Origin of the sequence: Phocaeicola vulgatus ATCC 8482, from assembly GCF_000012825.1 — a bacterium.
In the GTDB taxonomy this organism is placed as follows: domain Bacteria; phylum Bacteroidota; class Bacteroidia; order Bacteroidales; family Bacteroidaceae; genus Phocaeicola; species Phocaeicola vulgatus.
The window spans coordinates 1,054,091-1,080,255 of record NC_009614.1 but is presented as its reverse complement, the minus strand read 5'-3'; the positions used below and the strand labels follow the sequence as shown (position 1 = coordinate 1,080,255).

At 41.8% G+C, this 26,165-nt stretch carries 17 protein-coding genes and 2 pseudogenes; 7 read left to right on the top strand and 12 right to left on the bottom strand.

The genetic code is table 11. The annotated features are described in order from the left end of the window. Window positions 1–320: 320 nt before the first annotated feature. The 4 genes from BVU_RS03905 to BVU_RS03890 form a co-directional block, all read right to left on the bottom strand. A complete protein-coding gene (locus BVU_RS03905; protein WP_011964902.1) occupies window positions 321–1,049 on the bottom strand; it encodes an SDR family NAD(P)-dependent oxidoreductase in 729 nt (242 codons plus the stop codon). A gap of 10 nt (window positions 1,050–1,059) precedes the next feature. Next, window positions 1,060–2,337: an O-acetylhomoserine aminocarboxypropyltransferase/cysteine synthase family protein gene (locus tag BVU_RS03900; RefSeq protein WP_005850660.1), complete on the bottom strand. Its 1,278-nt coding sequence runs from the start codon at window positions 2,335–2,337 to the stop codon at window positions 1,060–1,062. Window positions 2,338–2,516: 179 nt separating this feature from the next. Further along, window positions 2,517–3,521 carry an ISAon1 family transposase gene (locus tag BVU_RS03895; protein ID WP_011964719.1) on the bottom strand — a complete coding sequence of 335 codons (1,005 nt, stop codon included), beginning with the start codon at window positions 3,519–3,521 and terminating at the stop codon, window positions 2,517–2,519. Window positions 3,522–3,531: 10 nt separating this feature from the next. Then, the gene (locus BVU_RS03890) at window positions 3,532–3,882 is read right to left on the bottom strand and encodes an ISAon1 family transposase N-terminal region protein (RefSeq protein ID WP_005645980.1); all 351 of its coding nucleotides are present in this window, start codon (window positions 3,880–3,882) and stop codon (window positions 3,532–3,534) included. A 79-nt stretch (window positions 3,883–3,961) separates the two neighbouring features. Between BVU_RS03890 and BVU_RS03885 the strand changes: the two genes are divergently transcribed. Further along, window positions 3,962–4,375, top strand: coding sequence for an acyl-CoA thioesterase (locus BVU_RS03885; RefSeq protein WP_011964901.1), 414 nt, complete (start codon window positions 3,962–3,964; stop codon window positions 4,373–4,375). 64 nt (window positions 4,376–4,439) lie between these two features. Here the strand turns inward: BVU_RS03885 and BVU_RS03880 are convergent, their stop codons facing one another. The 3 genes from BVU_RS03880 to BVU_RS03870 form a co-directional block, all read right to left on the bottom strand. Continuing rightward, entirely contained in the window at window positions 4,440–5,168 is a 729-nt protein-coding gene (locus BVU_RS03880) for a DUF1573 domain-containing protein (RefSeq protein ID WP_005844928.1), read from the bottom strand. After that, entirely contained in the window at window positions 5,165–6,328 is a 1,164-nt protein-coding gene (locus BVU_RS03875) for a DUF4221 domain-containing protein (RefSeq protein ID WP_011964900.1), read from the bottom strand. The genes BVU_RS03880 and BVU_RS03875 overlap by 4 nt, the downstream gene beginning before the upstream one ends. Before the next feature lie 123 nt (window positions 6,329–6,451). Beyond that, the gene (locus BVU_RS03870; protein WP_011964899.1) at window positions 6,452–6,724 is read right to left on the bottom strand and encodes a hypothetical protein; all 273 of its coding nucleotides are present in this window, start codon (window positions 6,722–6,724) and stop codon (window positions 6,452–6,454) included. A gap of 197 nt (window positions 6,725–6,921) precedes the next feature. Here BVU_RS03870 and BVU_RS22985 point away from each other — a divergent pair. After that, window positions 6,922–7,014 (top strand): annotated as a pseudogene (locus BVU_RS22985) (acyl-CoA thioesterase); the annotation flags it as partial. 128 nt (window positions 7,015–7,142) lie between these two features. Here the strand turns inward: BVU_RS22985 and BVU_RS03865 are convergent. The 4 genes from BVU_RS03865 to BVU_RS03850 all read right to left on the bottom strand — a co-directional run bounded on the left by BVU_RS03865 (window position 7,143) and on the right by BVU_RS03850 (window position 14,647). Further along, a complete protein-coding gene (locus tag BVU_RS03865) occupies window positions 7,143–8,708 on the bottom strand; it encodes a RagB/SusD family nutrient uptake outer membrane protein (protein WP_005850663.1) in 1,566 nt (521 codons plus the stop codon). Window positions 8,709–8,729: 21 nt separating this feature from the next. Further along, window positions 8,730–12,071 carry a SusC/RagA family TonB-linked outer membrane protein gene (locus tag BVU_RS03860; protein WP_005850665.1) on the bottom strand — a complete coding sequence of 1,114 codons (3,342 nt, stop codon included), beginning with the start codon at window positions 12,069–12,071 and terminating at the stop codon, window positions 8,730–8,732. 648 nt (window positions 12,072–12,719) lie between these two features. After that, a complete protein-coding gene (locus BVU_RS03855) occupies window positions 12,720–13,475 on the bottom strand; it encodes a creatininase family protein (protein ID WP_005850667.1) in 756 nt (251 codons plus the stop codon). Beyond that, window positions 13,475–14,647: an iron-containing alcohol dehydrogenase gene (locus BVU_RS03850; protein WP_011964898.1), complete on the bottom strand. Its 1,173-nt coding sequence runs from the start codon at window positions 14,645–14,647 to the stop codon at window positions 13,475–13,477. The genes BVU_RS03855 and BVU_RS03850 overlap by 1 nt, the downstream gene beginning before the upstream one ends. 223 nt (window positions 14,648–14,870) lie before the next feature. On the opposite strand from BVU_RS03850, the gene BVU_RS03845 reads away from it, so the two are divergent. The 3 genes and pseudogenes from BVU_RS03845 to BVU_RS03840 all read left to right on the top strand — a co-directional run bounded on the left by BVU_RS03845 (window position 14,871) and on the right by BVU_RS03840 (window position 17,648). Further along, window positions 14,871–16,142, top strand: a complete 1,272-nt coding sequence (locus tag BVU_RS03845) for an ATP-binding protein (RefSeq protein ID WP_008781412.1) — start codon at window positions 14,871–14,873, stop codon at window positions 16,140–16,142. 143 nt (window positions 16,143–16,285) lie between these two features. Then, a pseudogene (locus BVU_RS22980) lies at window positions 16,286–16,456 on the top strand (acyltransferase); the annotation flags it as partial. Window positions 16,457–16,466: 10 nt separating this feature from the next. Beyond that, on the top strand, window positions 16,467–17,648 hold the full coding sequence (locus BVU_RS03840) for a DUF418 domain-containing protein (RefSeq protein WP_005850669.1): 1,182 nt from the start codon (window positions 16,467–16,469) through the stop codon (window positions 17,646–17,648). 148 nt (window positions 17,649–17,796) lie between these two features. Here BVU_RS03840 and BVU_RS03835 read toward each other — a convergent pair whose 3' ends face one another. Beyond that, entirely contained in the window at window positions 17,797–21,264 is a 3,468-nt protein-coding gene (locus BVU_RS03835) for an AAA domain-containing protein (RefSeq protein WP_041174404.1), read from the bottom strand. A 284-nt stretch (window positions 21,265–21,548) separates the two neighbouring features. On the opposite strand from BVU_RS03835, the gene BVU_RS03830 reads away from it, so the two are divergent. Both BVU_RS03830 and BVU_RS03825 read left to right on the top strand, forming a co-directional pair. Then, window positions 21,549–23,765 carry a GH92 family glycosyl hydrolase gene (locus BVU_RS03830; RefSeq protein ID WP_011964895.1) on the top strand — a complete coding sequence of 739 codons (2,217 nt, stop codon included), beginning with the start codon at window positions 21,549–21,551 and terminating at the stop codon, window positions 23,763–23,765. Window positions 23,766–23,799: 34 nt separating this feature from the next. Further along, window positions 23,800–26,082, top strand: coding sequence for a GH92 family glycosyl hydrolase (locus BVU_RS03825; RefSeq protein ID WP_011964894.1), 2,283 nt, complete (start codon window positions 23,800–23,802; stop codon window positions 26,080–26,082). Window positions 26,083–26,165: the final 83 nt, after the last annotated feature.

Sequence of the window (26,165 nt, the reverse complement as noted above, 5' to 3'; positions counted from 1 at the left end):
TTTGTTCATAACTGAATTTGTTTTTGAAAGCACTTTCAATCAGATAGACGGGGGAAGCGGGAAAGTTGTTACAAAGGGAAAAGAATTTTTTTAAGTTTCTATGTTTGTAAAGTGGTTCCGCTTTACAAAGAAAGCATCATTCAATAGCCTGTTTGATCTTTCATCAGCATGAGCACAGGCTGTGCCGGTTCCCTTGACCGATTCCTTTCATTCAGGTAATTCCAGGGGGGAACGAAGAAACCCTTGCCTTGTTTACAAATCTTTCACAAGTTCAGGATGAGAACAAGAGGCTTTCTTATGAAATGATATGGGTTGGAGGATTATTGGTTCCGCACGGGCAGCCTCACCCATAGCCATCCGGGAATCAGTTTCCAGAAAAACACCAGCATCTGATAACGCCGGTCTATGACAGCTACTCTTTTCCTTCGGGAGATGGCTCTTACAATTTGTGATGCCACGTAGGGAGCATGCATCAGCAGCGGGTATTTGTCATCTTTCAACAGAGGGGTGGCGACAAATCCGGGACGGATGTCGGTGAAGGAAATGTGTAGCTTGTTCATGTGCGCCAATTGGTCCAAAGCATCCAGATAGGTGTTTTGAAACCGTTTGGTCGCTGAATAGGCAGGGGCGGATCCCAGTCCCTTGGTGCCTGCTATGGAACTGATCACCGCTATATGTCCTTTGCCTTGCTGTTCGAAATAGTGATAGGCGGCATTGACCATTCGTATGAATCCCGAAACATTGGTGGCTGCGGTCTGTAATTCTATATCGGGGTAGAGTGAAAGATTTTGTTTGCCTATGCCCGAACTGAGCAGGAACACATCCATGCCGCCGGTTTTCATAATCAGTTGCTCCAATAAGGCAGGGGCATCCTCGCGGGTGACATCTATCCGCTGGGTACATACCTGTCCGGGAGCGGACTGCCGGAGCTTTTCCAGTTCTTCCTCTCTACGTCCTGCCACGCCTACCTGCCAGCCGGCTTTCAGATAGCATCGCGCCACTTCCAGTCCGATGCCGGAAGTGGCGCCAATGATAATGATTCTTTTCATCCGCTTCGCCTTATTGTAAAGCTTGTTCAATATCGGCAATGATGTCGCTTACATTCTCAATACCTACCGACAAACGGATCAGGTCCGGAGCGACTCCCGCTTCGCGCAACTGCTCGTCGGTGAGCTGGCGGTGAGTATGGCTGGCGGGATGCAGTACGCAGGTACGTGCGTCGGCCACATGGGTTACGATGCAGATGAATTTCAGCCTGTCCATAAATTCTATCGCTTCCTCACGGGTTCCGTTCAAGCCGAAAGCGATGACACCGCACGAGCCGTTTGGCATGTATTTCTGTGCCAGATCATAGTATTTGCTGCTTTTCAGTCCGCAATAATTCACCCATTTCACTTTCGGGTTGGCTTCCAGCCATTCGGCCACTTTCTGTGCGTTTTCGCAATGACGGGGCACGCGCAGGTGCAATGTTTCCAATCCCAGATTCAGCAGGAACGCATTTTGCGGAGACTGGATGGAGCCGAGGTCACGCATCAGTTGGGCGGTTGCTTTCGTCATGTAAGCCATTTTGCCGAACGCTTTGGTATAAGTCAGTCCGTGATAAGATTCGTCGGGCTGGGTCAGACCGGGGAATTTGTCCGCATGGGCTTCCCAGTCAAAGTTGCCGCTGTCCACAATGGCGCCTCCTACACTGGTGGCATGACCGTCCATGTATTTGGTTGTGGAATGGGTGACGATATCCGCTCCCCATTCAAACGGGCGGCAGTTGATGGGAGTGGCGAAGGTGTTGTCCACAATCAAAGGCACACCGTGTTTGTGTGCGATACGTGCGAACTTTTCGATGTCCAGCACGTCGATGCTCGGATTGGAGATGGTTTCGCCGAACAACGCTTTGGTATTCGGGCGGAAAGCCTTGTCTATTTCCTCCTCGGATGCATTGGCGTCAATGAAGGTACACTCGATGCCCAGTTTTTTCAGCGTGACGCCAAACAGATTGAATGTACCTCCGTAGATGGTAGACGAGCATACGAAGTGGTCGCCTGCCTGACAGATATTGAAAATGGCATAGAAGTTGGCAGCCTGGCCGGACGAGGTCAGCATAGCACCCACACCACCTTCCAATGCTGCGATTTTTGCGGCGACGGCATCATTGGTGGGGTTTTGCAAGCGTGTATAGAAATATCCCGAATCTTCCAGATCGAACAGACGCGCCATCTGTTCGCTGGTGTCATACTTGAATGTGGTACTTTGATAAATAGGCAAAACGCGCGGTTCGCCTTTTTTCGGAGTCCAGCCTGCCTGTACGCATAAGGTCTCCCTGCTATACTTCTTATCCATGTTTATATTGTTATTAAAATTACATATTCATTTATTTCGCAGCAAAATTAAGAATAATCTGTCATTTAGGGTTCAATTACTGGGAAAAGTGTTATATTTGAACGATTTTAATAAGCTTAACTATGGCAGAGGATATAAAATTCAGGGTCAGCGGATTTTCCTGGTTGGTAAGCTTTCTTTTAAGCGTATAGCCTAGCCAGTCTGAACATGAAGAATTTCAGATCAGCCACCCCTCTTAACTGGCTTCGAAAAGCTTTGATTTTAGCATTGAACGACTCCGCTGAAGCATTTGTCAATCGTTCTTCAAAATAATTTATGATGGTCGTACTATGGTTTGAAAAGGTATCAAGTACCTTGTTGAACTCCATATAGTCAAACTTTTCCACTTCATTGTACCATCTTGCGAGATTTAGCCTTGCTTCATCGGGACCTGACTTCTTGTTGAAGATGTCTGTCAGTTTCATGCTAAGGCTGTATCCTTCCAGAAGCTTGGGGAATTTATCAAAGAGAATGGCAGCCCTGGTCTTTTGCTGTTCATTCCATTTGCTCCAGTGTTTCAGTATAATATGCTTGCTTCTGCTTACTATCTGTGGCAGGGTTTCTCCGTTCTCCATTCTTTCAGGCTCCCATTTCCCTATTCTCTCCCTTTCCGCCTTACTCTTTGCTTCTTTCTTCTTTTGACGGTGCTCCCTGATAGCCTGATTTTCCGCATCAAGTACTTTCCACCGATAGCGTATTCTTAACCGGTCAACAGCTTCAGACATGAGCTGCTGTACATGAAAACGGTCATTGATCAGCTTTGCGGCAGGAAACACCTTTCTGACCGTCAGCATCATGGCTGAAGATAAATCTGTAGTGACAGTCTTGACAGACAGCCGTTTCCGGTGCGGAAGCCTGCGCAAGATTCCGCTTACCGCATCTGTGGCCACTCCACGAACCATTGCAACTAAAGCCCCCTTACGGCCTTTGGCTGCTTTATTGGTCAGAATCGTATAAACATCTCCATTGCTCAGGCAAGTTTCATCCAAAGAAAGGTTTTCTCCAATGTTTTCAGGATAAAGGAGGTAGTCATGCGCATGTTCGAGTTGGTCCCAGTTCCGGTAATCACTGATTTTCTCCTTGTATTGTTTACGAAGAGTCTGTCCTTTTACGCCATAACGTTCCGCAAGCACACAGATGCTCACAGGAGTAGATTCAATCTCCTTCTTTTAAAAAAGAAACGAACTCAGAATTGAGCCGTGTACCGTCAAATTCGGATAAATCCCAGTCATAGCTGAAGATTTCATTGGAAGACTTGTCAAGCCATTTACGTTTACGGACATGGAGATAAGTGGCGCGACCACGAATAGGGTAGTCTTGGATTGTACGGTACTCACCAAAACCATAGGATATGATATCCGGGTTGGTCTTATCTTCTTTTAGCTGAACTTTTTTTTCATCAAGATAAATATCAAAACGGTCAGCACTCTTGTCGAAATTGACAATATCAAAGTTGTCTATAAGCACATCCGGAAGGATGGCACGAAGGAGTCGTTCGGGTTTCATAAAACAAAGGTAAGCAAAGATAGCTAATTTTAAAACTTACCAACCAGAAATTTCCGCTGAGCCAAAATTCAGGCATACTATGCCGGTGCAGATACGATTCAGCGATGTGGACCAGTTTGGTCATATGAACAATTCAGTTTACTTTTCTTTGTACGATTTGGCAAAGACTACTTATATAAAAGATGTATTAGGCAGTGCCGACTGGAGCAAGCTGGCTATTGTGGTAGCCAATATCAATGCAAACTTCTTTATGCCGGTATTTTTCTCGGATCATCTGGTGATAGAAACGGCTGTGGTACATTTGGGGCATAAGAGTTTTACCTTGTTGCAGCGTGCCGTGACTACGGATACCCATGAGGTGAAGTGTGAGTGCCGCACGGTGATGGTAGGTTATGACCTGGCTACCAAAGAACCGAAATTGATTTCCGAGGATTATAAGGAGGCGATTTGCAGGTACGAGGAAAAAACATTGGAGGAGCTTTCAAAAGGGTAGAAATGGATGGTATACTCGCTATAAATAGCTAAAAAGTTATTTATAGCGAGATTGTATTATTTTATTAAAAGCATTCTCCTGTAATGGTTAAAAGTTTGGGAGATGAGTCAAAATTACCATATAATAAAATTTCTCTTTGAAACTTTCCTATGTCATCGGGATGGAAAATGATATTCAGACAAGTGCTGTCTCCCGGATTTATTTCAGTAATTTCATTTTCAATATTCAAACATTCGCATGAAAGATCTATATGACTGATTCTTACTATGTTCTTCCCTGTATTCCATATTGTGAATTTGATTCTTGCCTTTTCCGTGCGGCTGATTTTGCCTAAATCTATCTCATTTGTGTTGAATGTAATGGTGGTGTTCGCTTCTTTGCTGGGAGATTCATTTCCATAAAAAGAGTGCGACACATATTTACCATTATTTAAAAGGTAGACTCTAGGTGTGTTTTTAGCCATATCCAATTCCACTAATATGGATTTAGTGTCTAGATATACATTGGAGTAGTCATCTATATTTTTATTTGCAATTAAATTGAAAGTCTTTTTACTTTTACATGCAATTATATAAATGGTATCGGTCGAGTTATGTATTTCTGACAGAGCTTTGTGTATGCATCCTTTGCAACCATTACCCAATATGGTAACAAGGTGGGTGGCATTGTGGATTTGTGATTTCTCAACTCCGACTTCATCAAACAGTTTTTGAAGGCATTTGTCATTATTGGACATACAGCTTGCCAGGAACAGTCCTCCACATAGAATGATTGAGTAGTTCTTTTTCTTCATTTTTTCCGGTCTTGAAGTGTGAAACACCTGAATACCAGTTTGTTTTCGTCAAACTGAGGATTGTTTTCATTATTCTCTGAAATATACAGGCCTTTTTTACCTACGAAGCACAAGTGATGGGTATAGGTGTTGCCGGGAAATTTTGTTTCACCAATAATTTCATAGTCTTTGTTTAGAATGATGATGGAGAAACTTTGATGCGGATTGTTGGAGAATGGTTTTATATTATCATCCGGCATTAAGGCAAACCGATAGAATACTTTTCGGTATTTATCATACATCAAGTGAGAATAGTGTGGTAATTTCCCTTGTATTTGTATATTCTTAAACAAATCTATTTGTCCGTCTTGCAAATGTGGATATGCATGGGCTAAGTAACGGCTTTTGGCATTGTATGAGATTTTATGCTTAAAATCAGAGGAAACCATAATGCTATCATATTGTCCTAATGAAATGACCACATCCTTACCTGTATATGTATAACAGATTTCAGGGTCATATAATTTGACATTTTTAAAATCTTCGTCTTTGTTGAAAATCAAAGGGTAGCGAAGTTCACTCCATCCTGTCTTACCTGTATTAAGGTTAGCGAATGCAAACATTGGGATTTTGTTCCAATCGCTTTTCTTTCGAGGATGTTTTAAGAATGATTGGCTGAAATACAAAATAGAATCTTTTATTATAGCAGGTTTATAAGAGTAACTTGAAAAACTTATGTGATCAAACTCTTGAAAATTCACTCCTTTTTCCCAAAAGTCAAATTTCTTTTCTATTTCTCCTTTGTCATTGACTAGTGAAAATGTTCCGTTCCAACTGGTAATTATGAAATGATTTAGGTTCAGTGGATGGCAACCGCTCAGTACATTCATTCCGTTTGGACCTTCTTTTTGTAACAATATGGTTTTTATTAATTTTTGATTCTTAATATCATAAATATTAATTTTTTGTGAGTACTCTGCATCTAAAAAGGATAGATATTCGTGCCCATTTTCTTCAAATTGGAATATGGATTTACTTGCATAGTATGTATGTTCGTCTATAGGAAAACAAATGGAGTCTTCGGCTACTAAATCTGTATTTTTTATGGATTGTGATGGTGAATTACATGCTGTTTCAAAGAGTAGAAAGAGGACAAATAGGATATTCCAAGTATTTTTCATAATTCATATTAGTTAATAGATGATAGAAGGGCTATTAATAATCCTTTTTCTAAATCTGAGAATATATATTATAATATAGGAATATTAAGAGCCCTTCAAAAGTTATTTAGATAATTGTCTTGCTCATTCAGGGTGTCCTGGTTGTGTTGTAAATCCTTCACAATTATTATGTGCTTCAGCTGCACAATTATTGTGTGAAAATTTTACACATCCGGAACCTCCGAAATACCAGCAACCGTCTCCTTCACCGGGAGGTCCGTAATCACTGCGAGCATTTCCGTTTTCTGTGTTGCTCGGAAGAGGTGCATCAAACTTTAATTCTTGTCGGGAAGAATAGATCTCTACGCTAGTCAAACAAAGAATGACTAGGGCTAAAAAAAGTGATTTGTTTTTCATAAGATCTGCTTTTAAAGGTTAGTATATAGTTAACTTCACAAATGTATATTAAAATTTTATTATATCAAATATATTTTGATAGCCTGTTTAAAAATCTCTGAAATATTTTTCTTATGAGGTTTTCATATCAGTCGGATAGTTTTTTCTTTGAAGTGACTAAACTTAAAAAAGATATATCAGACTGATTTAACAGAAACAAAGAACCGAAATTGATTTCCGAGGATTATAAGGAGGCGATTTGCAGGTACGAGGAAAAAACATTGGAGGAACTTTCAAAAGAACGGAAATAGTTATTGATTTTCTGTGTTATTGATGTTTTATCAACTATATGCATAATGAATAAAGGTGTATCTCACGACACACCTTTATTTTTCTATGTTAAAATATCTGTCCTGAAAACTAAACAGGAGGATTTGGCTTATTTTTTCCCGTATCCCGGAGTTTGAGTTAATAACGGATTCACATTCAAAGTACCGATATTAACCGGCCAAAGCATTTTATATGCTTCTTCTGTACCGAGGATAGGATTTGTGCCCGGATAGTTGGCATTGGCAGAAAAGACCAAAGAACGTCCGGATGCATCGTGCATACGCAATACGTCAAACCAGCGCTTGCCTTCACTGACAAACTCTTTGTCCCGTTCCTGCAAAATGGCTAGTTCATTTTCCGCATAGCTGCCTTCCGTGTATTTGTTTTCTTCAAAGGTGTCTCCGTATGCACGTTTGCGTACTTCGTTGATATACGAAGCGCAAGGGTTGTTCAATCCGTTTTCAATTTCCGCCATCATCAGTAACGCATCGGCATAGCGGTAAACGGGGATGTCCGAAATATAGATGCGGTTGTCATTGGAATTGATTGTACCTATACGTTTTTTCATTACGCATCCGAATTCGCTGAGCGTGCCATTATCATTTTTCATGTAATACTCCATGAATGTGGCATCACGGCGGCTGTCTCCTTCTTTGAACGTTTTCCAGAAATCTTCAGTGTACTCGTCACGGAATACTCCACCGGTACCTTTCAAGTTTAAGGTATCTTTTTCAATCACCTTACCGTTACGACCATATGCTTGCCCCAGAAATACAGCATCCTGATAAAGGAATCTGCCTCCGTCATTGCTGGCCTCACCTTCTATAAACGGCATGGCGAAAATAATCTCAGTGTTCTTTTTATTGTCGCATGAGAAGATGGAGGCAAAGTTGTCCATTAATTCAAAATGTCCTATGATCCCGGATAAGGCAGTCTTGGCAGTCTGTAAATCGGTTGCCCCGGTTGCTGTGAATCCGGTGATGGATACTTTCGCTGCCCACATATAGATTTCTGCTTTAAGCATCAAAGTGGCATAGCGTGACCAGTCGTATGCATCAAAAGAGGTGTTATTTCCGAAATAGTTTTCGGATTTATTAATATCCGCTTTGATAAACTCCATGGTGGCTTCGGGTGTGGCGCGCTCCACATAGAATTTGTCTGCCGATGGTTTGCCGTCCAGTATATCTACTTTGGTGATGAGAGGTACTCCCCCGAAAGTTCTGTATAGCATGAAGTAATACAGGGCTCTCATGCCATACGCTTGTCCCAAGTACCGGCTCCGGGTTGCATCATCCAGAAACGTACACCCATTTTCTACTTCTTGGATAAAATGGTTTACTTGCATGATGGGAGAGTATAGCCCGTTCCAATTGGATATGCCGGGAATATCTTCCGAGATATTCTGTGACCGGATATCGGCATAGTTCAAGCTGGTGTTCAGCGAGGAGGTGCCCACACGTTGTGTGCCGCCGCGGAGTTCGCCCAAGGTGTAGAACATGTCATAGTAACTTCTTAATTGGGCGTGCAGACCCAACATGAATGCTTTGGGCTGGGAAGCTTCTTTCCAGAAATTTCCGGCTCCATAATAATCTTCCGGTGCCAGATCCAGTGCGTCACAGGACGGTTGGAGAATGGTCATCACACATATTGAAAGGATATAGAATATTTTTTTCATAATCTGTTAGAGTTTATAAGTTTAGAAAGAAACGTTTACGCCGAGAATGACAGTGCGGGGCAATGGGTATCCACCATTGTTGTCTGTCTTTTCCGGAGAGAATAAATGTTTGGCTTCTGTCAGGTAACCCAGGTTCTGACCGGTTACCGAGAGCATGACTGAGCCTAGTCCTGCTTTGCGCACCCAGTTGCTTGGCAGATTATATGACAAGGCTATTTCACGGAAAGACAGATAGTTACCGTTGTAGGCAAACATGGAGGATTGACGGCAGTAATTGCGCTTGCCCAACTGGTCGGCCCATACATAAGTAGGATATTGTGCACCGGGATTTTCGGGTGACCAGGTGTCGTGGGTTTCCGCAATGGTGTTATAAGTACCTTGTGCGCAAGACATGATCCACATGGTTTTCCAGTCTACCGCTTTGAAACCAAGCGCATAGTCAAAACGTGCTGATAAAGTAAGGTCTTTCCAGGTGACTGAAGTATTGATACCTCCTGTCCATTTGGGTACAGTGTTGCCCACTTTCACCATGTCGTAATTGTCGATGATGCCGTCACCGTTTACATCCTTCCATTTCACATCACCCGGCTGTATGCGGAGAGAATTCGCTTTCTGATTGGCTGTCAGTTTGTTATATCCTTCCTCACCTCCGTAAAGGGGACGGTTGCTTGAGCCGTTGTTACCACTTGACAAGTCGATCAGTCCTCCTGGTATTTCATCTTCGGAACGATAGATTCCTTCGGCTACGAACATGTACAAATCACCTGGGCGTTGTCCTTCCTGATAACCGCCTACCCATGCTTTTTCATAGCTTCCGTCCTCCAGCTGGCGTCCGGTATATACTTGAAATGCATTTTGACGGTTTCTTTCCAGACCGTTGTCGGGCAATGCCACTACTTTGTTTTTATTTAATGCGCCGTTCCAGTTCAGATTCCATTTCCAGTCTTTGGAGTCGATAACTTTGAATGCCAGTTCGAATTCAAAGCCTTGGTTCTGGAACTTACCGTTGTTGGAGGTAAAGGAAGAAACACCCGAAGTAGACGGGATGGTGATGTTGGCATACTTGTCACTGGTCAGTCGGTTGTAGTAAGTCAAATTGGCATTGATGCGGTTGGCCAGAAAGCCTAGATCCAGACCGATTTCGAAAGTTCTTGACTTCTCCCATTTCAAGTAGGGATTAGGAAGGTTGTTTAACAGGAAGTAAGCGTTGCCGTTGTATTTGCTGCCTGCATAAGCACCTTGTACTGTGTAGTTTCCTACAAAATCTTTGTTTACATTACCATTCAGACCGAAGCTGGCACGCAATTTACCGAATGAGATGATATCGGCCCATTCACTGGCAAATTTTTCTTTGGAGAACACCCATCCGGTAGATACTCCGGGGAAGACACCCCAGCGGTTGTCTTTGGCCAGTTTGGAGTAGCCGTCCCGTCTTAGAACAAAAGACAGCAAGTATTTTGACTGGTAGTCATAATTTACACGACCGAAGAATGACATGATACGCTGGCGGCTGTGTGAGGAGTCTATGCTGCGTTTGCCTTTGTCATCACTGGTATATTCCAAATCGCCGAAAGCGTCACTGGGAGCTCCCGATCCTGAGGCACTGAAACCTTTATAATATGAGTCGTAGTACTCGAAGCCGGCCATGGCATCCAGATAGTGGTCTTTGTTTATTTGATAGTTGTAGTTTAACACTGCATTATAAGTTTGGTCCAATGTGCGTCCGTAGGAAGCCGAGGTGCTGTGTGAGGTTACCCAGTTTCCGGGAGAAGATAAATAATCTTTGTTGAAAGCTTCATATTTTTCTTCTGAATAGAACCAGATGGCGTTCACTTTTAATGAGAGTCCTTTCATGATATCTGCGGTAAAAGATTGGTTCATGGTGAACTTGTCTGTATTGTTGTCACGGACAAACTTGTCAAAATTGATTTGTTGGTTTCCGTCGCCTGAATTGGGTCCCAAAAGCATTTCACCGTCAGCATTATATCCACGGAAAGTGGGAGGTAATGATAAAACGCGTGAGAAGTAGTTGGCTTCTGCGCTTTGGGTAGGAGGAAGATCGTTCCAGGTTGCATCTGCAAAGTTGAAGCTGGAGTTGGAGGTTAACCATGGTTTCAGCTTGTAATCGGCATTGAATGTGAAAGTGATACGTTGGTACTTGTTTCCTACGGCTGTACCTTCACTATGGTTGTATCCCAAGCCTGCATAGTAGTTTCCCTTTTCATTTCCTCCGCTTACACTCAGGTTGTAGTCTTGTGAGAAAGATGGGGAATTGATATTGAAATCCGCTATATCTGTATTCTTGAAAATCAGTTGGTCTCCATAAATAGGATCAGTCATGGTTTCCCATCCTTGGTTGAGCAGGAAAGCCAGATCGTCCGAATATTTCATGGTACTCCATATAGCCTGGCTGTTTTCGTTTCCATTCAGCGGGATTGTCTTGTCATCATCTGCCCAATATTTGTTGCCTGTTCCATAAGGAGTGGCACCGGTCAGACCGGTCAGTGAAGACCATCCTTGTACGGCCGATCCGTCCGGATGTTTCATGTCTCCCGTGTAAGCATTCATGTAACCAGTGCGCATCCAGTAAATGTAATCACGCGCATTCATAAAGTTATAAGAGTTGTGGAAGTAGTTCCAGCCTAGTTTGGCCGAAAGCTCTACACGTGTACTTCCCTCTTTGCCTCGTTTGGTAGTGACTAGTACTACACCGTCATTGGCTCGGGCGCCATAGATGGCGGTGGCTCCGGCATCTTTTAATACTTCCATGGATTCAATATCGGCCGGGTTGATGTCACTTAAAGAACCGCGTACTTGGCCGTCTACCAGGATTAAAGGTGAACCTGAACCGTCAAAATTAGTACCTCCTCGAAGTACCAAGGTAGGAGCTGCTCCCGGATTACCGGAAGTCTGGCTGACGGACAGACCTGCCACGGCTCCTGATAAGGCTTGTGCCGGATTGGAATAAAGTCCTTGTTTTAATGTTTCTTCTTTTACCTTGGAAATGGAGTTGGTTACTTTTGTGCGCAACTGTTTGCCGCCATATCCGGTTACAACAACTTCTTGGAGCATTTCTGAGTCTTCTTTCAATGCTATTTTAAAAGTTGACTTTCCCTTTACGCTTAAAGTTTGTGTCTGATAACCGACAAATGATACTCTGATACTGCCATCGTTGGCTACGGAAAGTGTAAAATTACCATCTAAGTCGGTAACTGTACCATTCGTGGTGCCTGTTTCTACAATACTGGCGCCAATAACCGCTTCACCTGTGGCGTCTGTGACCACACCCGTGATTGTTTTCTTTTGTGCCATGGCTCCTATGGAGCATAACAGGCAAAAAAGCATGAATAAGGTTTTCTTCATAGATTTGTTTTTAAAGTTACTGTTTGAAGTTCTACCAGAACTATTCCGTGTCCATAAAGGGAAAATAGATTGTATTTTATTTTATTTAAGAAGGAATTTTAAAAGGATTTTTCTACTGAATTTCTACTGTTATGCTACTTTGAGACGGAAAAAGATAAAAGATATCCCTTTTTATATACTTTTATTTAGCTTATTTATCCGTAAATATTGACCGTTTTGTACTTTTTGTGTCGTATATCAAAAAATAATTTTATAATTAAAGTTGATTTAATAAAAAATATCCTATATTTGCGATGTGATATAATCTTAATTTAAAAATGTAGTTCTGGTAGAACTTATCCTATAAAGGAAATCTCTTTATTTTGTTAAATGAATTTTATTTCAGCCTTTGGAGATGAAATAAATTATTTGGAGAAGTATCCTTGTGCAGATAGTGCAGGGAGTGGTTTGTTTATGGGCACATGGGGACATTTATTCTTTTCATAGTCGATGGTTATACATATATTTATATGGATATGTATGGACTTTGAAATGGCAAGTATAACTAAGGTAGCTGAAAATGTATCTGATAACGAAGAAGCGGAGGTGATATGAATATAGAAGACCATCGTTTAAAAAGGTCAGATGATCTTCTTGAGTGATGAGGCATTAATAAAGTTCTTTATGTACCAACTCTTCAAACAGTAATGCATATTTTGCGACGACTGCTTCGGCGTATTTCTTCCCTTTTCCGGCACTTGCTTTTTTAGGATTGCCTATACCGGTATCTTGCGAAACGTTTTGCCAGTTTCTCGGAATCCATGCCACTTTTTCATTCAGCATTTGCGAAGCGAACTTCTTATAATTTCCATCTCCGGCTTCATCCAGGTTTACCAATTCCGGATGATAATGCATCATAACAGAAGTTTCCAATTCATCTGCATGGTCACCCGGTTCATCAAAGTACTCTTTAGCAGGGATAAAGGCAAACCATTCGCTGCTGGCTATCAGGAAGTCGGGATAGTCCAGTGACAAGTCACGTATCATACTTTTGAATGTATTGCCGCCATGTCCGTTGATAATGACCATTTTGCGGTATCCCTGGGCGTATAGAGAGGCAACTAGGTCGCTTAAAATCGCTTTTTGCGTTTCATAGCGATAATGGATGCAGAAATCCAGCTCGCGTTGTCCCGGATTCTGTGAACCGGCAGTGACGTAAGGCATGACCATGCAACGAATACCGTAATGTGTTTTTGCCAGTTTTGCAGCATCTAGTGCGATGTCGTGGCTTAGAATACAGTCTGTCAGATAAGGCAGGTGCAGATTATGCGGTTCGGTAGCTCCCCAAGGGAGGAGGACCAAATCATATTTCAATGGTTTTACCTTGCCGTAACAGGTTACGGCAAGGTCTAGTTCTTTATCCATTATTTATAAGAATTTTTAAAGATATGCAGGATTTCTTCGTCTGTAATCGGGCGTGGGTCGAGAGTGAACAGTCCTCCCATCGTATCTCTTGCATTTTGCAGGAATTTGGGGAAATCTTCGGATTGGATACCAAATTCGCTCAGTTTGATAGAATGTACTTTACATTCTTTTTGCAGTGTAATCAATGCATCAATGAAATCGGACGGACGGTTGCTCTTTTTCTGGGTCATCATTTCAGCCATTTTCATGTAACGTTTTGTACAGTCATGCCGGAAAGTTTCGAAGTATGCCTCAGACAAGGCAATGAGTCCTGCTCCATGAGGAAGTTGTGGATAATAAGCACTCATGGCATGTTCTAATGAATGTTCGGAAGTGCAGCTTGAAGTGGCTTCCACCATGCCTGCCAAGGTGCTGGCCCAAGCAATTTTGGCACGCGCTTTCAAATTCTTTCCGTCGGCTACGGCTACTGGCAGATATTTGTAGATCAGACGGATGGCTTCTAAGGCGTAAAGATCACTGATGGGTGTTGCACAATTGGCGATAAAACCCTCTGCGGCATGGAAGAATGCATCGAACCCTTGATAGGCGGTGAGGTGCGGAGGAATGGAAACCATCAGTTCCGGGTCTACAATAGATAAGGTAGGGAAAGTCAGCTGACAACCGAAGCCTATCTTTTCTTGAGCCGTTTCGTGGGTAATCACTGTCCATGGATCCATTTCTGTTCCGGTTCCGGCGGTAGTAGGTATGGCGATAATGGGAAGTGCTTTGGTAACAGGGCGTCCTTTACCACTACCCCCTGATACATAATCCCAGTAGTCACCATCGTTGCAGGCCATAACAGCTATACTTTTGGCGGAGTCGATGGAACTTCCGCCTCCCAGTCCTACTACAAAGTCGCACTTTTCCTCCCGGCAGATGGCGGCTGCTTCCATGACGTGTTCTTTGATGGGGTTGGGAAGGATTTTATCGTAAACCAGTGTTTCTACATTATTCAGTCTTAATTGGGCAAGTACTCTCTCCAAATATCCATATTTTCGCATGGAAGTTCCGGATGAGATGACGACCAGTGCCTTTTTTCCCGGTAATTTTTCACTGGATAATTTCTTGATTTCTTCGCAGCCAAATACTAATTTGGTAGGGATGTATAAACTAAATACAGGATTTGCTTTCATGTTCTTTCGTATTTAAAGTTTCACTGGTAACAAATGTAGGAAAATAATAGTTTGCTTGTTTAAGTAATTTGTTAAATTTTACATACTGCCGGATTGTATTCGTTTTCTTTAATTCAGTTTGAGATAGATACGTTTTTTCGATTATACTCGAAAAAAGAAATAAACAGTGCTTTTTTTTCGATTATACTCGAAAAAAACTATCTTTGTGGGAAAAGATTCGAGTATGGACGATAAATGGAAAGCTTTAGAAAAGTATAACCTTTGGGGTGGAAATACGTATCAATTGGGACTGGAACGGAAATCTTATACCGACAAGATTGGCAATTTTGTGGGGAATAACTTGGTGAAGGTACTTATAGGACAACGTCGTTCGGGCAAAAGTTATATTCTCAGGCAAATTGCTTCAAGTCTTGTCTCGGAACGAGGAGTAAATCCGGCTAATATCCTATATATAAATAAGGAGTATCTGGAATTTGATTTTATTGATGATTATAAAGCATTGGAAAGTCTGTATCGTTTTTATCGGGAAAAGCTTAAACCGCAAGGAAAAGTATATTTGTTTTTCGATGAAATTCAAAATGTGGATGGCTGGGAAAGGTTTGTAAACTCCCATTCGCAAGACTTTGTCGAAGAGAGTGAATTGTTTATCAGCGGTTCTAACTCTAAAATGCTTTCCAGTGAACTTGCCACTCTTTTGTCGGGACGTTATGTAGAATTTCATATATTCCCCTATAGTTATGCTGAATATTTACAGTTGATGCAGCAACCTGCCGGTCGGGCTTCTTATTTGGCCTATTTACAGAAAGGCGGTTTGCCCGAATTGTACAACCTGCCCACTGTCGAGTCAGAAAAACAGTACGTCGCTTCTGTGAAAGATACGATTTTGTTGCGTGATATAGTGAAGCGTAAACCCGTTCGTGATGTAAGGTTATTGGATGATATTTTTATTTATTTGGTGAATAATGCGTCCAATCTGTTTTCCGTTCAGCATATTGTTAATTTCTTTAAATCCAAGAACCGGAAGGTGAGTTATGATACCTTATCTAATTATCTAGGTTATATAGAAGAAGCTTTTCTTGCTTATAAAACAGAACGTTACAATATAAAAGGAAAGGATGTGGTGGCAGGTAATTGCAAGTATTATCTGAATGACTTGTCCTTTAAGAATTTTCTTTATCCGGGCTTTGCTTATGGAGTCGGGTATTTGTTGGAGAATGCAGTATATTTGGAACTTCGTCGTTTAGGCTATATTGTATATACAGGTTCTTTTCGGGATAAAGAAGTTGATTTTGTTGCTATGAAGGACGATAGAGTGATTTATCTTCAAGCAACTTACATGTTGGAAACGGCACAAACCATGGAACGGGAATATGCTCCTTTGCTGACGATAGGTGATAATTATGAAAAATATGTCGTTTCCATGGATGAGGTACAATTCCCTTCCAATGAAGGGGTCAGGCATATACAGGCTTGGAATTTAAAGGAAATATTGTAGGAAATCAGTTTCTCTTTTTAATATACAGTTTTTGGTAAGAGTTGTCAAAACTCTGATGATATTGTCTGTAGTCTATTATCCAATGTTGCTCACCGCTCCCCCGGATATGTAGAGCAGGAATAGCACCGAAGAGGAGAGTATAGTGGATATTATTTGCTTATGTGCAGTTGGCGCAAACATACGATTGGCATATCAGTCTGTATATCAGTATTCCGCTTATCTTTGCAGTCACTATCGGGCTGAGTCTGCTTTCTTATTATTATTTTGAGAAACCGAGCAACCGCTGGGTAAAACGAATTTTAAATAAACAATAATAACTAGTTCATGGAAAAACAATTATCAGAAAAACTGCCACGCGTTGAGGTGGTGGATGCTTTACGGGGATTTGCAGTCATGGCAATTCTTTTAGTGCATAGTTTGGAGCATTTCATCTTTCCGGTTTATCCGGTAGACCAGCCTGCATGGTTGAATATACTGAATGACGGGGTATTCAATGTTACATTTACTTTATTGGCTGGAAAATCGTATGCCATTTTTGCTTTGCTGTTTGGATTTACATTTTATATTCAGTCGGCTAACCAACAGCGTAAAGGAAAAGATTTTGGTTATCGTTTTCTGTGGCGTTTGCTGTTATTGGTAGCTTTTGCTACGCTGAATGCAGCTTTTTTTCCGGCAGGAGATGTGCTGTTGCTGTTCTCGGTAGTGGGAATCGTATTGTTTGTGGTGCGCAAGTGGAGTGACTGTGCCATACTTGTTACGGCTATTTTGTTTTTATTGCAGCCCGTTGAGTGGTATCATTATATAGTAGGTCTGTTTGATCCTTCTCATACTTTGCCCGATTGGGGAGTGGGCGCGATGTATAAAGAAGTGGCGGAATATACCAAAGAGGGGAATTTGTGGGAGTTTTTGGGTAAGAATATGACCTTTGGTCAGAAAGCCAGTCTATATTGGGCTCTGGGAGCAGGGCGTTTCTGGCAGACTGCCGGCTTGTTCTTGATGGGGTTGTATATCGGACGCAAACAATTATTTGTAACTTCCGAAAAACATACTCGTTTTTGGGTGAAGGCTCTTATCATTTCCGCTATCTCTTTTGCTCCGCTTTTCCAACTGAAAGAGTTGATTATGGCTAGTGACAGTGAACTCATTCGCCAGACTGCCGGAACTGCTTTTGATATGTGGCAAAAGTTCGCTTTTACATTTGTACTGGTTGCTTCTTTTGTATTGCTTTATCAACGGGATAGGTTCAAGAATTTTGTATCAAATCTTCGTTATTATGGTAGGATGAGTCTGACTAATTATATCACTCAATCTATTGCCGGAGCTATTATTTATTTCCCTTTCGGACTTTATCTGGCTCCGTACTGTGGATATACGTTGAGTTTGTTGGTTGGTTTTGTACTCTTTTTGTTGCAAGTACAGTTCTGCAAGTGGTGGTTGAAAGGACATAAGCAGGGACCGTTAGAGAGTCTTTGGCATAAATGGACCTGGATGTATTCCAAAAAATAAGGAACTCTGGGCAGGAGTTGCATATGCTATACGGAAGAGAGGAAAAGGCAAAAAGTAATTTGTCTTTTCCTCTCTTCCGTATAGGGACTGATTCTTGTTTCCCAAGTTTCCCGAATATCATAAAAAGGATATCAGTTCAGGATTATAATCAATTGTTTTTGCCTTCTATCTGAATTTGAATTGCTTGTCCTGTACGTTGCAGACATTCTATAAAAATAGAAAGATGATTGGTCTTTTGCATCAACTCACATATAATTTCCTTTTCTTCTGTGCACCAAGGTTCATAAGCACGTGGGAAAGTTTCACGTTGTTTATGGATATAAGGTGGAAGGACTGTTTTCTGAATGCCTAACTCTTGGACTTTTTGTTTTATACGGCAAATATCTTCTTCTGTACAATCATTAAAAGATTCTTTTGTAAAGAACCCCGGATATTTTTGGTCAATGTCAAGATTGATTGTAGGCTTAGATAGGGATTGAAAGGTTTTTTCTCTGCTTTCTAGTTCCTTTATCAGATTGTTGATGTACTCATCGGCTTGAACAGATGATACAACTATGGAACATTCGTGGCGGGAGTATTCTTTATGGCGGTTGGCAGATAACCAGTTGAAAGAACCCTCTATAAGTGTATGGTTATCAATGGCCAATGATTTATTGTGGATACCTTTTACTTCAATGAGGGTTGCGCCATTTTCTATTAATATGTTCCGTCCCTCTTCGGCACGGCTGAGCAACTGATTGGTTTTCGTATCATAATCTAGAGACGAATCGGTGTAGACTGTGACATCCACTCCTCGTTGTACCGTGTGGCGTATCAGCGGAACCAACTGGTCGTTTTCTATGGCGTGGATAGATATGAATGGAGATACAATCAGCAGACGGTGTCTTGCTTTTTCAAAAGCTTGGTGCAGAACCTGGATATGCTCTTCTGTGGTGGACAGACGAAGGGTGGGGTGGTAGGTGCACAGCGGAACTTCCTGTTGGTAAATAAAGTTGTTGGAAATCTCGTTGGATGGATCATCGAAAAGCCATTTAGCCATATTTCCTACCGGGGTGTTTTCTTCCGGATGGAAAATATTCATGTTGCCAAAAACAATGAAATGATGCTGAGCGCGCGATATCGCTACATTGAGCATATTGTATTTTCCATCACGCTCCATAAAAAGAGAATGGTCTTCGGGAGAGTTGACTGTTGAAAAAAGAACAATCGGACATTGGGCACCTTGCAGGGAATGTACTGTGCCGATGATCATATCTTTATATTTCTCATTTCCTGATATTTTTTGTATTTGATACCGTATTTCGGCTTCTTGGGCTTTAAAAGGAGTTACTACGGCTACAATTTCATGAATAGGCTTTTTATAGGTCTTTTCCAGATTATCTTTTTCCAGTTCCAGCCAACAGACAATGGCTTCCGCTTCAGCCCGGTTGAGGCGACTTCCTGTTTTTCCAGGGCTGCTGTAACTGTTGATGTGTACATATCCTTTGGAAGGGAGGGACTTGTATTTTACTTCGTTACCTTTTTTAGGAAGTAACCTGCCGTGGTAAACATAATCATTGCAATAGGCAATAATGGAATCTACGCATCGTCTGTGTTCGGTCAGAAAAGCTCCTTTTTCACCTTTTACTGTAAAATTACAGCTTTTACGTGCCAGTTTCATTATACTTCCGGAAGAAGAAAGGAAACCATTGTTTTCTAAAAAACGGTATTTTTCCGAGGACTGGTTGGAAACAATGCCCAGATTCTTTAAATTAATGAATGAATATTCATCAGAAATGGACCATACAGGCTCTATTTGTTGAATATCACCTACTAAAATCGCTTGCTTGGCCAAACTGAAGGAGGGAACGGCAAGTTCGGGTGAAACTTGTCCGGATTCATCTACAATCAACAGATCTATTCCATTGTATAAAGGAATATCCCATTTTCCGTTCTCCGCATAGGTCATATACTTGGGTAGAGAATGGAAAGTAGAGATGAAAACAGGCATTACGCAAGCCAAACGTTTTAATCTTTGGGTATAGGCTTCTTGTGTGCGCTGCTTGCCTTCATCGCACTTGCTTAACCGGTGAATAAACTCGGCTTCCCGATAATGTATGGCATACCAGAACATTTGATACCGATAGCTGATATCCAGCCTTACTGCCATGTCTTCTGTATAAGGCAAGTTGCCATACTCAGGGTTGGAACTTATTTTTTCGTAACGTTCTTTGAATTCTTCTGTCAAAGTCCACTGTTCTATTACTTTGTCGTAGGAGGGTAATGGCTCATGGAATTTGCGGATAAACTTCTGTAATATATTGTTTTCCTTCCGGTTTCCGTATTCTGTTGTTTCGGCAGCTTGGATACAGAGAATAATCTTTTTTTGGAGGGCTTGCATTTCTTTACGGAGAAATTGTCGGCATTTTGTTTCGTCTTGATAGTTTTTCTTGAAAAAGTTATTGAAGCATTGCAGATAGAATTGTTTGTACTCTTCTTGACGTTCAGGTGTATCGTATGCTGCCGGAAATCCATCCCCTTTGGGATTGAACATCATTTTGTACTGTTGTTGCAGCTCTTTTTTCCCTGACAGATATAAGCCTAATGTATCCAGTTCGGGTAGCCAGCGGTTGGACAACCGGGGATGTGTTGTGTCATTGGTTGTTTCCGCTTTGAAATCCTTCAGGATATTGGTGATTGCCTGATTATTAGCTGAACTTGCAACTATAATTTCCGGCTCTTCCGGATTGTTTAGAATATTATGAGCAAGTCTGTTTGCGATGACAGTTTGCAGAAAAGTGGTTTTTCCTGTTCCCGGAGGACCGTTGACGACAAAAATATCAGCACATTCCGGTGTTGTGTACATTGCTAGTGTTTCGCGTTGAGATATGGACAAAGGAAAGTCGCTGCTCATTTGTGCCCAGTGTTCTTGGTTGCAATATACTTTCCGGTTAGTTGGAATAGGAAGAGCGTTAGCAGATTTTGTTTGTATTAATAAATTCAACAGGGGATGTGGAGTGGTATTGTCATCTTTTAAGAGTTTGTCATATAGTGTGATTATGGGCTGTGCCATATTGCGCTCGGAGGCTTTTATGATAATGATTTCTGGATTATCATAGTAATTCATTGCGCTGAAAGTTTTGCCGGTTGCTTTCTTGAAAAGCTGCTCGCATGCTTGCCAATAGGCCTCCCATTTTGTTTCTTCAGTGTTAAAATTGGATAGTAGTTGATCTACTTTTGAAAGAGAAGCTATAGTGCGGTCATTGGCTGCATTAGGCTCCAAAAATTTACGAATAAATATTGGGATTCTGTCTGATTCGTTCCCGCATACGGTTAGTTTGCCGTCAGGCAACATGGTGGCAGTAATCAAGAAGGGATATTCCGGTCTTTCAGATTGGGAAGTCCAGCCGTTTTCAAATTCGGGCAAAAGAATACAAGGAGCAATCATTACTTTTTGTTTTTCATTGCTGTCTTCTGCTTTCCAATCAGGGAAAATAACAGGAATACTTTTGAGAGGAATGAATTTAAGTATCTTGTCACCAATGTTTAGGGTGATTCGTGGTCCTTTGAGAGCAATAGCTTTGCGCTCTGCATCTTGAAGACAAGTTTTCCAGTATTTTAGTAAGGTCTGGTCCATTTGTTTTTACGTTTGTGTGATGGAATAATTTACAAATATAAGAAAATAGGTGAAAAGAATACGGTAATTGGGGTAACATTCCTGAATTTATGATTTTTTTACATTAAGAGGGATTGGAGATGTCGGGATAATCATTATTAGCGGTAAATGAATTGGGATGAACGGAATAATGGTAATATTTAGTGGTGATGAGGCAAGAAACTTGCCTTTATGAAGCAAATGAAGCTAAAATAGACGAGAATTTATCTGTGTGGGGAGTGTGGATATACTAATTTTGCCAATAAATGAAACTTAAATCTATGATGAAAAGATTTGCAAATTTATTGGCTGTTTTTATTCTTTCTGTAAATTGTATTAGTGCCCAAAATCTAACTCGTTGGGTTAATCCGTTTATTGGAACCGGTGCTGTTCAATCCAGTCTTTCCGGGAATAATTATCCAGGAGCTACTGTCCCTTTTGGTATGGTGCAGCTGAGTCCCGATACTCGTGAAGCGCCTGATTGGGCACAAGCTTCGGGATATGATTATAATGATTCTATTATTTATGGTTTCAGTCATACACGTTTAAGCGGAACCGGTGCTTCCGATTTTATAGATATCCTTCTATTTCCTACCATGAGTGATAAAAGGAAATCGTCTTTTACTCATCAAAACGAACAGGCGCGTCCGGGGTATTATCAAGTATTATTAACGGATGAGAAGATTCAAGCGGAGTTGACGGCTTCTGTGCATGTAGGGATACATCGCTATATCTATTCTGATGGCGGTCAGTTGAAATTATGGTTGGATTTAGATCATTCGGCAAATAAGGAGAGTTGGAACCGCCGGATAATTCAATCACAAATCCGTGTAGTTTCTCCTACAGTAGTAGAAGGATATCGTGTTATTACAGGATGGGCAAAACTGAGGAAAATATATTTCCATCTTGAATTTTCCCAACCAATCTTATCCAGTCAGTTACATGATGGCAATCGGAGGTATGAGAATACTCCTGTCATTAATGGTACAGAACTGTGTGGATTATTCTGTTTCGACAAGAAGTGGAATAATGAATTGATATGTAAAGTCGCTTTATCTTCAGTTTCCATTGAAAATGCCCGGTTGAATATGGCAGCTGAGGTTCCCGGATGGAACTTTGAACATATTGCTTCTGCTGCCGAAGCCAGCTGGGAGAAAGAATTGAAGAAAGTCATCATCCAAGGTACCGGTTTGCAGAAAAAGATTTTTTATACAGCTTTATATCATACTATGATACAACCTAATACGATGAGCGATGTAAATGGTGAATATATGGCTGCCGATTATACGACACGTAAGGTAGCCGATAATGAAGTTCATTATTCCACTTTTTCTTTATGGGATACATTCAGAGCAGCTCATCCGCTTTATACTTTGCTGCATACCGACCGCATTCCTGATTTTATTAAAAGCATGATGAGGCAATATGACTATTATGGTTATTTGCCTGTGTGGCAATTATGGGGGCAGGATAATTATTGTATGATTGGTAATCACTCCATTCCTGTTATTGTGGATGCTGTGCTGAAAGGTGTTGCAGGAGTGGATGCGGAAAAAGCTTATGAAGCGGTTCATAGCAGTTCCATCGTATCTCATCCGAACTCTCCTTTTGAAGTATGGGAGAAATATGGATATATGCCTGAGGACATTCAGACACAATCTGTTTCTATTACTTTAGAACAAGCTTTTGATGATTGGTGTGTCGCACAGTTGGCCCGGAAATTAGGGAAAGAAGAAGATTATAGCCGCTTTATGAGGCGTTCTGCTTTTTACCGGAATCTGTTTAATGCAGAGACAAAATTCTTTCAACCGAAAAATAAGAAAGGAGAATGGATGGAACCTTTCGATCCTTATAAATATGGAGCCAATGGCGGCTATCCTTTCACTGAGGGGAATGCCTGGCAATACTTCTGGTATGTACCCCAGAATATACCCGACTTGATTTCACTGACAGGGGGCAACAACGCTTTTACCGCAAAATTGGATACCTTCTTCACTGTCAATTATCAAAGTGGTGAGCTGAATGACAATGCTTCCGGTTTTGTAGGGCAATATGCGCATGGCAATGAGCCGAGCCATCACGTGGCTTATCTGTATGCTTGTGCGGGAGAACCTTGGAAGACACAGAAATATGTGGCGCATATCATGAATGAACTGTACAACGATTCTTCTTCGGGCTATGCCGGTAATGATGATTGCGGGGAAATGTCTGCTTGGTATGTGTTTGGCGCACTTGGCTTTTATCCGGTAAATCCGGTCAGCGGAGAGTACATTATCGGTACTCCTATGTTGGAGGAAGCGGCTATTCAGTTGCCTGATGGAAAGACTTTTACCATCAAAGCCCCACGTAAAAAGCACAATGAGATTTATATCCGTTCCATGAAACTGAAAGGCAAGAAATATACAAAGAATTATATTACCCATCAGGATATTATGAATGGCGGAACGCTGGAGTTTGTAATGAGTGCCACACCGCGAAAATAATGAATGGTTTGTTGTCCTTTAGTTTGATTATTTTATGAAAAGACTTATCGTTGTATATTTGTTGTTTATCAGTTTGAATGTACTGAATGCGTGGGCTCAGAAGTCTCCCGCAGATTATGTCAATCCGATTATCGGTGCTACAACCGCCGATGAAATGGCTGGCTCCGATCACGGACTGGGAAAAACATTTCCCGGTGTGTGCACTCCTTTCGGCCTGGTGCAATTGAGTCCCGATACAAAGACCGGAGGAGATAACGGCCCCGGGTATTCCTGGCATCATTCTACCATCGAAGGATTCAGCTTCACCCACATGAGCGGCATCGGTTGGTATGGCGATTTGGGTAATTTCCTGGTTATGCCTACCACGGGAGAACTGCATACGTTCAAAGGTACGGAAGAGAATCCCGAAAGCGGTTACCGTTCCCGTTACTCTCATGACCGTGAGGTGGCAAAAGTGGACGGTTATTCTGTGATGCTGGATGATTATGGTATTCAGGTGGAATTGGCAGCGGCTTCCCGTTCGGGAATGATGCGTTTTACCTATCCTCAGTCTGAGGTTTCCCGCATACAGATAGATTTGGCACGCCGTATCGGAGGTACTTCTACCGAACAATATGTAGAAGTGGTGGACGATTATACCATTAAAGGTTGGATGAAATGTACCCCCGATGGTGGCGGTTGGGGAGATGGGGCAGGACAAGGTAACTATACAGCTTATTTCTATTGCTGCTTTGACCGTCCTTTGAAAAATTTTGGCTTATGGAGTGCGGATATCCCCGAGGGAGTGGAACGTAAGAATGCTTCCAATGATGATCCGGCTTACCATGAATATATCAAGAATGCTCATGTATTTCCTCGGAAAAAGATAGCTCAAGGGAAACATCTGGGCTTTTATACTGAGTTCTCCACTCGTGAAGGGGAGCAGGCTTTGTTGAAATGCGGCATCTCGTTTGTCAGCATAGAGGGTGCGCGAAAGAATCTGCAAAGCGATATTTCCGATTGGAATTTTGATGGAGTGCGTCAGCGTGCCCGCAGGCAGTGGAATGAGGCTCTCTCGGGTGTACAGGTGGAAGGAGAGGAAAAGGATAAGACTATTTTCTATACATCTTTATATCACACGATGATAGATCCGCGTTGTTTCTCGGATGTGGACGGCGCCTATCCGGGGGCGGATGGCAAGGTGCATTATGCGGATAATTTTATCTATCGTACTATTTTCAGCGGCTGGGATGTATTCCGTAGCCAGTTTCCTTTACAGACCATTACCAATCCCCGGCTGGTGGACGATGAAATAAACTCATTGATTCAACTGGCGGAACTGAGCGGTAAGAAATATTTTCCACGTTGGGAATTCTTGAATGCCTATTCGGGTTGTATGGTGGGTAATCCGGCCGTTTCGGTGGTGGCGGATGCTTACAATAAAGGTATCCGGAATTATGATACCCGGAAAGCTTTGGAATATTCTTTGAACACAGTCCGCACATTTGGCAATAATGAGCAGGGATATACGCCGGATGATCTTTCGAAAACGTTGGAGTATGCTTATACGGACTGGTGTGTCAGCACTATGCTTCGTGATATGGGAAGGGAACAGGAAGCTGTGGCATTTGAGAGGAAGGCACAATCTTATCATCAGGTATGGTGTGATAGTGTGAAATGGTTCCGTGCACGTTCGGCAGATGGTAGCTGGATGCCGTGGAAGGGGCGGAATGTACATTGGCAAGGTTGTATAGAAAGTAATAATTATCAGCAGGGCTGGTTTGTCCCGCATGATCTGGAAGGATTGATTTCTCTTATGGGAAAAGAGTACTTTGAACGGGAATTGGTAGCATTCTTCGAGGGAGCAGATGAACGTTTCATGTGGGGGGATTACTATAATCATCCTAACGAGCCTGATCATCAGGTACCTTTCATGTTGAACTATACTTCGCGTCCGTGGCTCACCCAATATTGGACACGGCGTATCTGCCGGAATGCATACGGTGATACAGTGAACGGATTGTGTGGAAATGAGGATGTGGGACAGATGTCTGCCTGGTATATTCTGGCGGCTATGGGATTCCATCCTATTTGTCCCGGCAATAACCGTTATGAATTGACAAGTCCTGTATTCCGTAAAGTTATTTTGTCTTTAGATAATCGATATTATAAAGGAAGGACATTTACGATCATAGCACATCATAATTCTCCGGAGAATGTATATATCCAGTCTGTTTCCTTGAATGGAAAGCCTTTGAACCGTCTTTGGATTACCCATGAAGAGATAACAAAGGGTGGCGTTCTGGAATTTGTGCTGGGAAAAGATCCTAAGCACTGAATCCTCCTTTTATAGGCTGTAATTGAAGCAAAAGAGCCTAAAAATGGCGAAATATTCTCTACCTGATGGGAGAGGTATGTTTA